General features: G+C 71.0%; 9 protein-coding genes. 1 reads left to right on the top strand and 8 read right to left on the bottom strand.

The window, feature by feature from the left end:
• Positions 1–93 precede the first annotated feature (93 nt).
• The 7 genes from IFU19_RS07395 to IFU19_RS07425 form a co-directional block, all read right to left on the bottom strand.
• On the bottom strand, positions 94–714 hold the full coding sequence (locus IFU19_RS07395; protein WP_235560599.1) for an FtsB family cell division protein: 621 nt from the start codon (positions 712–714) through the stop codon (positions 94–96).
• Positions 715–876: 162 nt separating this feature from the next.
• Positions 877–2,157, bottom strand: coding sequence for a phosphopyruvate hydratase (eno, locus tag IFU19_RS07400; RefSeq protein ID WP_055836041.1), 1,281 nt, complete (start codon positions 2,155–2,157; stop codon positions 877–879).
• A 143-nt stretch (positions 2,158–2,300) separates the two neighbouring features.
• Positions 2,301–2,981 carry a class I SAM-dependent methyltransferase gene (locus tag IFU19_RS07405; RefSeq protein ID WP_192013324.1) on the bottom strand — a complete coding sequence of 227 codons (681 nt, stop codon included), beginning with the start codon at positions 2,979–2,981 and terminating at the stop codon, positions 2,301–2,303.
• Positions 2,982–3,022: 41 nt separating this feature from the next.
• Complete coding sequence (locus IFU19_RS07410) at positions 3,023–3,826, bottom strand: cytochrome c oxidase assembly protein (protein WP_342343388.1); 804 nt, start codon at positions 3,824–3,826, stop codon at positions 3,023–3,025.
• Between the two features lie 88 nt (positions 3,827–3,914).
• Positions 3,915–4,745 (bottom strand): SGNH/GDSL hydrolase family protein, encoded by an 831-nt coding sequence (locus tag IFU19_RS07415; RefSeq protein ID WP_342343389.1) that lies wholly within the window; start codon positions 4,743–4,745, stop codon positions 3,915–3,917.
• Between the two features lie 118 nt (positions 4,746–4,863).
• Positions 4,864–6,114: a histidine--tRNA ligase gene (hisS, locus tag IFU19_RS07420; RefSeq protein ID WP_199858687.1), complete on the bottom strand. Its 1,251-nt coding sequence runs from the start codon at positions 6,112–6,114 to the stop codon at positions 4,864–4,866.
• A 120-nt stretch (positions 6,115–6,234) separates the two neighbouring features.
• Positions 6,235–6,846 (bottom strand): MazG family protein, encoded by a 612-nt coding sequence (locus IFU19_RS07425; protein ID WP_191926061.1) that lies wholly within the window; start codon positions 6,844–6,846, stop codon positions 6,235–6,237.
• A 338-nt stretch (positions 6,847–7,184) separates the two neighbouring features.
• Here IFU19_RS07425 and IFU19_RS07430 point away from each other — a divergent pair, with 338 nt between their 5' ends.
• The gene (locus tag IFU19_RS07430) at positions 7,185–9,857 is read left to right on the top strand and encodes a phosphoenolpyruvate carboxylase (protein ID WP_192013327.1); all 2,673 of its coding nucleotides are present in this window, start codon (positions 7,185–7,187) and stop codon (positions 9,855–9,857) included.
• Positions 9,858–9,984: 127 nt separating this feature from the next.
• On the opposite strand, the gene IFU19_RS07435 is transcribed toward IFU19_RS07430, so the two are convergent.
• Positions 9,985–10,584, bottom strand: coding sequence for a gamma carbonic anhydrase family protein (locus IFU19_RS07435; RefSeq protein ID WP_055836021.1), 600 nt, complete (start codon positions 10,582–10,584; stop codon positions 9,985–9,987).
• Positions 10,585–10,738 lie beyond the last annotated feature (154 nt).

Raw genomic sequence — 10,738 nt, forward strand, 5'->3', positions numbered from 1 at the left:
GGCGTTCCGCGAGATCGGCGTCGGCGGTCGGAGTTCCGAGCGCGACGGGAGCCCCGCGGGTCGCGCGACGGGCGCGCCCGTCGCTGTCGCCGCTCACGGGGCGGGCGTCGCCTCGGGTGCGGGGGTGGGGTCGGGCACGCCGATCTCGACCGTGGTCGGCACGGCCACCTGCGCGGCACCCGAGTCGGCGACCGAGCGCACGAGCTGCGCCATCCAGTCGGTGCGGGTCTGACCCACGTCCTCGCTGACGTCCTGCTGCTCTTGGGGGGTGGCCGAGACGGGCAAGTCGTTGTCGATGAGGTACACGACCTCGCCGGGGAACGTGTAGTACAACCGCTCGCGTGCCTGGGTGGTGATGTAGGCGGGGTCGGACCAGCGCTCTCGCTGCGACTCCAGTTCGGCGACGTCGTCGCGGCTGACGGCGACCGCGTTCTCCAGCGCCTGGATCTGCTGACGCTGATCCATGTAGGTGCCCACGGTCGGCACGAGCACGAAGGTGCCGAGCACGACGAGCCCCAGCATGATGACGACGAAGCCCGACACGCGCACCTTGCCGAGCCACTCGCGCACGTCGACGCGCCGCGGGGTCGACGGCGTCGAGCGGGACGCACGGGGTGACGGGGCGGCCTTCGCCGACTTCTTCGTGCCGGTCTTCTTCGCGGGCGTGGCACCGGATGCCACGGGCCGGCGGGGAGGCAATGTCGGTCGGTCCACGGCATCCCCTCTCGTTCTCGCCCGCGCGGTCACGGGCGACGGGCGGAGCCGAGTCTACGTCGCCGACCTGCGGGGCCCCGGGGACGCGCCGAGCCCCCGGCGCGTGCACGGAAACGCGAAAGGAGAGGAAGCCGTAGGGCTCCCTCTCCTTTCGTCGGACGATCAGCCCTTGAAGCGGGGGAACGCCGAGCGGCCCGCGAACACCGCGGCGTCGCCGAGGTCTTCTTCGATGCGGAGCAGCTGGTTGTACTTCGCGACGCGCTCGCTGCGCGCCGGGGCACCGGTCTTGATCTGGCCGGCGTTCACGGCGACGGCGAGGTCGGCGATCGTGGTGTCCTCGGTCTCACCCGAGCGGTGCGACAGCATCGAGGTGTAGCCCGAACGGGTGGCCAGGTTGATGGCATCCAGGGTCTCGCTCAGCGTGCCGATCTGGTTGACCTTCACGAGCAGCGAGTTGGCGATGCCGAGGTCGATGCCCTTCTGCAGACGCTGGGGGTTGGTGACGAACAGGTCGTCGCCGACGAGCTGCACCTTCGAGCCGATGGCGTCGGTCAGCTTCTTCCAGCCGTCCCAGTCGTCCTCGGCGAGCGCGTCTTCGATCGTGACGATCGGGAAGTTCGCGACGAGGTCGGCGAAGTAGTCGACGAGCGTGTCGACGCTCCACTCCTTGCCCTCGACGGTGTAGACGCCGTCCTTGAAGAACTCGGTGGCGGCGACGTCGAGGCCGACGGCGATGTCCTGACCGGGGGTGAAGCCGGCCTTCTCGATCGCGCGGATGAGGAAGTCGAGGCCCTCGCGGTTGCTGGGCAGGTCGGGGGCGAAGCCGCCCTCGTCACCGAGACCGGTGTTGTAACCCGCGGACTTCAGCTCGCCCTTGAGGACGTGGTAGACCTCGGTGCCCCAGCGGAGCGATTCGCTGTAGGTCTCGGCGCCGATGGGCGCGAGGAAGAACTCCTGGAAGTCGATGCCGTTGTCGGCGTGCTCGCCACCGTTGATGACGTTGAACAGCGGAACGGGCAGCAGGTGCGCGTTGGGGCCGCCGAGGTAGCGGAACAGGGGCAGGTCGGCGCTGTCGGCGGCGGCCTTGGCGACGGCGAGCGAGACGCCCAGGATGGCGTTGGCGCCGGTGCGCGACTTGTTCTCGGTACCGTCGGTCTCGATGAGGATCTCGTCGATGATGCGCTGCTCGCTGGCTTCGACGCCCTCGATGGCGGGGCCCAGCTCGTCGACGACAGCGGCGACGGCCTTGAGCACGCCCTTGCCGCTGTAGCGGCTCTTGTCGCCGTCGCGCAGCTCGTAGGCCTCGAAGGCGCCGGTGGATGCGCCGGAGGGAACAGCCGCACGCTGAACGATGCCGTCGTCGAGGAGCACCTCCACCTCGACGGTCGGGTTTCCGCGCGAATCCAGAATCTCGCGCGCGTTGACAGCCTCGATAAGTGCCACGAAGGACTCCTCGTTGGTTCTTGAGTGAAAGAGGGCGGAGCGTCATCGGTCCGTGGTCGAGTCTAGTGACCGCCCCCGACGCTCGTGGGCCAGAGCGTCATTCCGCGTCGGACTCCGCTCCGCCACGCCCGCGGCCGCGCACGTCAGGACCCGGCGCCGGCCTCCCCGGCATCCACGACGATCGCGAGGGCCACACCGTCCCACCCCTTGCGGTCGAGGGTCTGCAGGGCGGTGGCGTCGAAGCGGGGGTCGCTTCCGAGCATCAGGATGCCGCGGCGCGCGCCCTGCACCTTCGAGTCGGTGGTGTCGGCATCGGCGACGTCTCCCCCGCGCACGACGTTGTCGAGCACGACGACCGTGCCCGGACGCCCGAGCCGTGCGGCCCAGTCGAGGTACAGCGTGTTGGATTCCTTGTCGGCGTCGATGAAGACGAGGTCGAAAGCCTCCTCGCCCTCGAGGGTGGGGAGCACGTCGGCTCCCCGCCCGACGCGCACGTCGACACGGTCGGCCGCGCCGGCGCGCCGCAGGTTGGCCCGCGCGACATCGGCGTTGGCCGATTCGGCCTCGATCGACACGACCCGGCCTCCCTCGCCGACGGCGCGGGCGAACCAGATCGTCGAGTATCCGCCGAGGGTGCCGATCTCGAGCACGCGGCGAGCGCCGGCGATACGCGTGAGCAGGTGCAGGAACTTGGCATTGACGGGGGCGACCTCGATCGCGGGGAGGCCCGCCGCGTGCTGAGCCGAGAGCGCGGCATCCAGGATCGGGTCGGAGCCGACGAGCGTGCGGGTCAGGAAGGCGTCGACGTCGTCGTGGGTGGGCACGGTCCCAGCCTGGCGGGGCGGCGGTCGTGGGTCAACGCGCGTCAGCGTTCGCCGCGCAGGTGCGCGCGGGTCATCTCGTCGTACTCCTCGTCGGAGAGCTCGTCGAAGCCCTGGGCCTCGACGCGGTCGGTGCGCATCCAGCGGACGAGCAGGATGACGAGGATCGGCACGTCGGCGAACTCGGCGATGAACCAGATCATGTCGCCGGCGAGATGCTGATCGTGCAGCGTCGACGGCCACCACGACATCGTCTGCACGGCATCCGGGATCAGGTCGACGACCGAGTCGTTGAGGCGCAGCAGCAGCCCGGGGACGGAGTCGATCAGCAGCTCGACGAAAGCCAGCAGGAACTCGATCGCGATGAAGGTGCCCGTGTGCACGGCCCCGAGCGCCATCATAGGCAGCACCATCGCGAGCCCGACGAGCGGCACGACCACCCCCAGCGACGCCTCGACGACGGGGTTCACACGCAGGATGCCGGCGAGCGGGGTCAAGAAGAGGCAGAACACCGCGGCGATGACGACGGTGGCCACCATTGCGTTGCCGAAGATCCGCGTGACGCGGGGTGCGAGGACGCGCTCGATCACGGCGCCCGCGCCCAGTCGGGCGCCCAGGTCGAGCGGGCGTCCGGCGGCGATCCCGGCCGGGACGGCGAAGATCAGCAGCGCGATGCGGGTCGAGAACGCCCAGCGGAGCTCGGCCGAGAAGACCGCGAGGAATCCGAGCTCGATCGCGGCGTACGGCAGGAGCCCGAGTGCGAAGAACCCGATCGTCCGGCGCAGGGGCCACTCCTCGCCCCGGCGACGCAGACGCGCGACACCGACGAGGTAGGCCGCGGATGCCACGAACAGCACGCCGAGCGTGAGGGGGTCGGCGCGCCAGGTGGTCAGGAGGATGTGCAGAGGAGGCGTGGGGGAACGGTACGACCGCGAGCTATGGGTTGGCCGGGACGTCGGCGGGAGGCAGCGGCGACACCGAGGGCGACGGCTCCGCGTCGCCCCGGAGGGCGCCGAGCACCGCCGGCAGCAGGGCCTCGGCCGTGCGCCGGTAGCCCAGGGCGCTGGGGTGGAAGCGGTCGATGCTGAACATCTCGTCGGGGCGTTCGGCGAAGACCGGTCCCACCGCCCGGGCCAGGCCCACCACTCGCGCGCCGGCACGCTCGGCGGCGCGGGCCTGCGCCGCCGCCAGCTGGCGCGAGGAGCGCGACGCGAGGGTGCGCAGCGGCTGCGGCACCGCGCGCAGCGTGCCGAGGTCGGGGCAGGTTCCCACGACGACGGCCGTCCCCCGGGCCGTCAAGGCGCCGACGGCCTGCTCGAGCTGCGCCGCGGCGCGCACGGGGGGAACGCGGTGCGTGACGTCGTTGCCGCCCACCACGACGACGGCGACGTCGGCGCGGTAGTCCGGCGGAAGGGCGGCGATCTGCGCCGCGAGCGCCGAGGTTTCCGATCCCACGACCGCGGCGGTGCGCAGGCGCACGGGTCGCGCGGCCGCGCGGGCGATGCCCTTGGCCAGCCGAGCCCCCAGGGTGTCGCGCCGGTGTCCGGCGCCCAGACCCGCAGCGATCGAGTCCCCCAGCACCAGCAACTCGACCGGTCGACCCTCGTGCTTCTTCCGGCGCCAGACGCGGTCGGCATCCAGAGCCTGTTCCCCGAGCGGCTTTCCGATGCGGCGCCGGGCGATCGCCGCCTGACGCGAGATGAGGGTACGCAGGGCCACCGCCGTGGCCCCCAGCACCGCGACCGACGACGCGGCGGCGAGGGTCACCGGCCGTCGAACGGGCCGTCGAACCCTCGCGCGACGCATGTCCCGATCACACCTCGACGACGTGAACACGGGGTGACCGAGGCGTGGCCGCCGGACGACGGCGGGCGCGCAGCGACTCTCAGCCGAGCGGCTTGATCTCCAGCGACGCGCTCGTCGTTCCGGCGTTCACCGTCGCGAACGACGTGTAGCCGTCGGCGCTCGCCCGTTCGAGCAGGGCCTTGAGGTTCTTCGTGCGCTGCTCGAGACGTACACGCGCGCCGTCGGCCACGAGCTCCGCCTTCAGCCGCAGCAGGTGCTCGAGGGCGACGTCGCGATCGTGCACGAGCACCACGGCTCGCTCGCCGGTGTCCTCGGCATCCTGCAGCAGGTCGACGATGCGCTCGAAGCCGATCGAGAACCCGACGGCCGGAACGTCCTGACCGAGGAAACGCCCGATCATGCCGTCGTAACGACCGCCCCCGCCCAGCGAGTAGTCGACGCTCGGGTGGGCCAGCTCGAAGATCGTGCCGGTGTAGTACCCCATGCCTCTAACGAGGAACGGGTCGAAGACCAGCGGCGCGTCGGCGCCGCGTGCGGCGGCCACCGTCTCGCCGAGCGCCACGAGGTGCGCGATGACCTCGTCGGGGATGCCGTCGGGCAGGGCGGCGCGGATGCCGTCGTCGTCGAAGCGCACGCCGTCGGGGCGAGGACGTTCGAGGTAGGCCGCGACGGCGTCGGCCGCCTCGGGCGTCGCTCCGCGGTCACGCAGCTCGGCGACGACACCCGAGGCGCCGATCTTGTCGAGCTTGTCGATCGTGATCAGGACCCCGGGCCGCTCGTCGGGGGCGAAACCGAACACGTCGAGCATCGCGTCGAGGACGCGACGGTCGTTGACACGGATCGTTCCGCCCTCGAGCCCCAGCGCGTCGAGCACGTCGAGGCTCGCCGTCATCAGCTCGGCCTCGGCGCGGGCCGACGCGTCGCCGATGATGTCGATGTCGCACTGCAGGAACTGGCGGTACCGGCCCTTCTGGGGGCGCTCCGCCCGCCAGACCGGCGCCATCTGGATCGCGCGGAACACCGTCGGCAGCTGGGCACGGTTCGTGGCGTAGAACCGGGCGAGCGGAACGGTGAGGTCGTAGCGCAGGCCGAGGTCGGCGAGAGCGGCCGGATCGTCGGCGGCGGCGCGGATGCCCTCGGCATCCATTCCCCGCTTCAGGATGCTGAACGACAGCTTCTCGTTGTCGCCGCCGATCCCGGCGTGCAGCCTCGAGTACTCCTCCATCACGGGCGTCTCGATCTCGTCGAAGCCGTGGGCGCGGTAGCGCTCTCGGATGACGGCGAGCACGCGCTCGCGACGGGCTTTGTCAGCGGGGAGGAAGTCGCGCATGCCGCGCGGCGGGTTCACGGATGCCACCCGTCCATTGTCTCAGCCCCCGCCGGTGCGCTCGCGCCGTCGCCGTCGAGAACACCCGCAACGACGTGTGCGGTCGTGACCCGGGGGCGGGGCTCAGGAGGCGCCCGGCGCGGCCTCGGCCGCCGTGACCTCGGCGCGCAGGGTGCGGAGTCGCTCGCGCAGGGCGCGCTCGGCGTCCCAGCCCCGGTCGCGGCCCTGCTGCACCAGCGCGAGCAGCGCGTCGCCCAGCTCCGCCTCGGTCGCGGGATCGGCGAGCCGGTGCGTCGGCGCGTGCACGCCCACCTGCGCGGCCTTGCCGACCAGCTTCTGCGCGAGCGCGAGCGCGGGCATGTGGTCGCTGACCCCGTCGAGGACACTCGTGCGCTCGCTCTTCTCGGCGGCCTTCGCCGCGTTCCAGTGCACGAGCACTTCCTCGGGAGTGGATGCCACGGCCCCGGCGAAGACGTGCGGATGCCGGCGGACCATCTTCTCGGTGAGTCCGCGAGCGACGTCGTCGATGTCGAAGGGCTCGACGGGGTCGCCCGACGCGATCTCGGCGTGGAACAGCACCTGCCACAGCAGATCGCCCAGTTCCTCGCGCAGGTCGGCGCGGGTGCCCGACTCGACGGCGTCGATCACCTCGGCGCTCTCTTCGACGAGGTAGGGCACGAGGGCCGCGTGGTCGATCGTCTTCGTCCACGCGCAGCGTTCGCGCACGGCCCGCATGGTCTCGGCCGCTTCTCGCAGGGCATCGTCGCTCACGGCGTCTCCTCTCGCAGCGCCGACGGCGCCGGTGCCCCGAGTATCCCCCGCGCGGCCGCGACCCGTGCGGTGGACCGGCCGCGGGCGATCGTTCTGGAAACACCGCCCGAACCGACTCCGGACGATTGCGACCACAAACCCCCTTCGACGCCGATGTGTGCGGTGCGAGGCTGTTTCGCCCGGAGGATGTCCGGCTTTGGGCCACGCGGACTCCACGGCCACGGCTTCTCCCCATGCCCGTGCGCCGTCGCACGCCGTCCCGGCGTCATTCACACGTCACCGGACGCCGATAATCTGGGGCTGTGCGTGAACTGACCCCGACCGAGGCCATCGACCTCGTGGGCCGCTTCGAAGCCGGCCAAGAGCTCCCCGAACAGATGCGCGCCGACGTGCGCCTGCTCGGCTCGCTGCTCGGCCGCGTCCTTCAGGAGAGCGGCTCCCCCGGCCTGTACGACGACGTCGAGCGGCTGCGCTCGGCGACGATCCAGGCCTACACCGACGAGACGCCCGAGGCGTTCGAGCGGGCCGCGGCCATCGCCGACGGCTTCTCGATCGCGCGGGCCGACGAAGTGGCCCGTGCCTTCACGGCCTACTTCCACCTCGTCAACCTCGTCGAGGAGCATCAGCGCGTGCGCGTGCTGCGCGAGCGAGGCGACAACCCGTCGCGTTCCGGCACGCCCGACACCATCGCGACGGCATACGAGCGACTGTCGAGCGAAGTGGGCGAAGAGACCGCGCTCGCGCGCCTCCAAGCGCTGCGCTTCCACCCGGTCTTCACGGCTCACCCCACCGAAGCCCGCCGACGCGCGATCTCCACGAGCATCCGTCGCCTGTCGGAGCTGCTCGCCGAGCACGACGCCGCCTCCGACGGTGGCACCGAGAGCCGTCGCACCGAGCGCCGCATGCTCGAAGAGATCGACACGCTGTGGCGTACGGCTCCCCTCCGCCGCGAGAAGCCGTCGCCCGTCGACGAGGTGCGCTCGGTCATGTCGGTGTTCGACGAGACGCTCTACACCGCCGTGCCGCGCGTGTACCGCCGTATCGACGACATCCTGCAGGGCGAGCACGCCGGTTCCCGTGCCCCGATCGTGAAGCCGTTCGTGCGCGTCGGCTCGTGGGTGGGTGGCGACCGCGACGGAAACCCCTTCGTCACGGCATCCGTCACCCGCAAGGCCGCCGCGATCGCGAGCGAGCACGTGCTGCTGGGCCTCGAACGCACCACGCAGCGCGTGGGTCGCGGATTGACCCTCGATGACGAGTCCACGCCGCCGAGCGATGCCCTCGTCACCCTGTGGCACCGTCTGCGCGCCGCCGACGAAGACGCCGCGGCCGAGATCGCCGAGCGCTCCCCCGACGAACCCCACCGCCGCATCATGCTGTTGCTGGCACGCAAGATCGCCGCGACCCGTTCCCGCGACGCCGACCTCGCGTACCGCGACCCCGAGCACCTTCTCGCCGATCTGCGGACGGTGCAGGATTCACTCGTCGCCGCGGGAGCCGCACGTCAGGCCTACGGCGCCCTGCAGCGCCTGGTGTGGCAGGTCGAGACCTACGGCTTCCACCTCACCGAGCTCGAGGTGCGACAGCACTCGGCCGTGCACCGGAAGGTGCTCGAGGACCTCCGCGCGGGCGGTGGCCGCAGCGAGCAGACCGACGAGGTGCTCGAGGTCTTCCGTTCCATCGCCTACGTGCAGGAGCGCTTCGGGCCCCGCGCCGCCGGTCGGTACATCGTGTCGTTCACGCAGTCAGCCGAAGACCTGGCCAACGTGCACGAACTGGCCGCGTTCGCGATGGGCCCGGGTGAGGACGTGCCCGTCCTCGACGTCATCCCTCTCTTCGAGACCTTCGCCGACCTGCAGGCCGCCCCCGGCATCCTCGCCGAGATCGTGTCGCACCCGTCGTTCGTCAGTCGGCTGGATGCCACGGGCCGACGACTCGAGGTCATGCTGGGTTACTCCGACTCCTCCAAAGACGTCGGACCGGTCGCGGCGAACCTCGCGCTGTACGAGGCCCAGGCGAAGATCTCGACGTGGGCCGAGACCGAGGGCATCGAGCTGACGCTCTTCCACGGTCGCGGTGGTGCGCTCGGACGAGGCGGCGGACCCGCCAACTCCGCGATCCTCGCGCAGCCCCCGCACTCCGTCGACGGCCGGTTCAAGCTCACCGAGCAGGGCGAGGTCATCTTCGCCCGCTACGGCGATGCCGACATCGCCATGCGCCACATCGATCAGGTCGCGGCGGCCGTGCTCACGGCATCCTCCCCCTCGATCGAGCGCCGCAACCGTGGGGCCGCTGAGGCGTTCGCCGATGTCGCGAGCACGATGGACGTCGCCTCGCGGGAGCGTTTCTTCGCCCTCGTGAAGGCTCCCGGCTTCGCACCGTGGTTCGCCACGGTCACGCCGATGGAAGAGCTCGGTCACCTGGCATTGGGCTCTCGCCCCGCGCGACGCGGCCTCTCGGTCGAGTCGCTCGAAGACCTCCGAGCCATTCCCTGGGTGTTCTCGTGGACCCAGGCGCGCATCAACCTCGCCGGATGGTTCGGTCTGGGCACGGCGCTCGACGCCGTCGGCGATGAGCCGCGCCTACGCGACGCGTATGAGCAGTGGCCGCTGTTCCGCACCATGATCGACAACGTCGCGATGAGCCTCGCGAAGGCCGACGAGCGCATCGCCCGCCGCTACCTGGCGCTCGGCGACCGTGACGATCTCGCCGGGCTCGTGATGGACGAGATGCTGCTCACGCGGTCGTGGGTCGAACGCATCACCGGCGGCGACCTGCTGGGCAACAAGCCCGTGCTGCAGCGCGCGGTCAAGATGCGCAGCCCCTACGTCGACGCGCTCTCGCTGCTGCAGTTGCGGGCGCTCCGCGCCCTGCGCGACGCGGCGAACACCTCCGAGACACCGGATGCCGAACAGCAGCGCCTGCTGCTGCTCTCGGTGAGCGGTGTGGCCGCGGGACTCCAGAACACCGGGTGATCAACCCCTCGCCACCGCGATGCGCCGGCTCCCTTTCGAGGGGGTCGGCGCTTCGCACGTCACGACGAGTTGTCGTCCCTGCCGCTCACCGGCCATCCCTCGCGCAGACCAACCGCGCGCGGTGGCCTCAGTCGACGGCTCGATCGGACGCGTGTCGCGACAGGCTGCGACCATACCGCTCGGTCAGTTGCACCATCAGATCCGGCGTCTCACGATCGAGCCCGAAGACGTAGCCGGGGAAGTCGAGTTCCTTCTGCGCCGCCCAGATCTCGTCGTGCCGATCCGGCGAGAGCAGACGGAGCGGGTCGCCCACCGCGACCCACCCGATCGGAACCACCGTCTCGGGCGGCAACACGGTGCGCAGGTGCACGACGGCGTTGATCCGCACTTCGCTGCGGTCACCGATCTCGGCCCCGTTGAAGATCCGTGTGCCGGTGGCCAGGAACACCTCGTCGCCGATATCGGCTCCGGCGACGCTCGCCATCGGACCCACCAGGGTGTGCGCGCCGATGTGCACGGGGTGCGTGGCGCTCGCGCGGATGAGGGCGTTCTCCATCACGATCGTGTTCTCGCCCAGCACGATGCGGCTCCCCTCGGACGTGAGGACGGCACCATGCAGCACCTGGCATCCCGCGCCGATCACGACGTCACCGCTGATGACCGCTGTCGAAGCGACCACGGCGTCGGGGTGGATACGCGGCTCCGCGCCCAGGTGAGAGAAACGCATGGGTCGATCCTTCCAGTCGGTGCCGTCAGCGTAGCCCCGGCCCGACGCCGCGTCAGCCTCATCGACCCCGCGCGGCGAACAGCCGGGAGAGGGACGGCGCCTCTCGGCAAACCGTCGCGACCGTCGTCGGGGTACGACGAAGCGCCGGGTGGCG

Origin of the sequence: Microbacterium sp. CFBP 8794 (genome assembly GCF_014841235.1) — a bacterium.
In the GTDB taxonomy this organism is placed as follows: Bacteria; Actinomycetota; Actinomycetes; order Actinomycetales; family Microbacteriaceae; genus Microbacterium.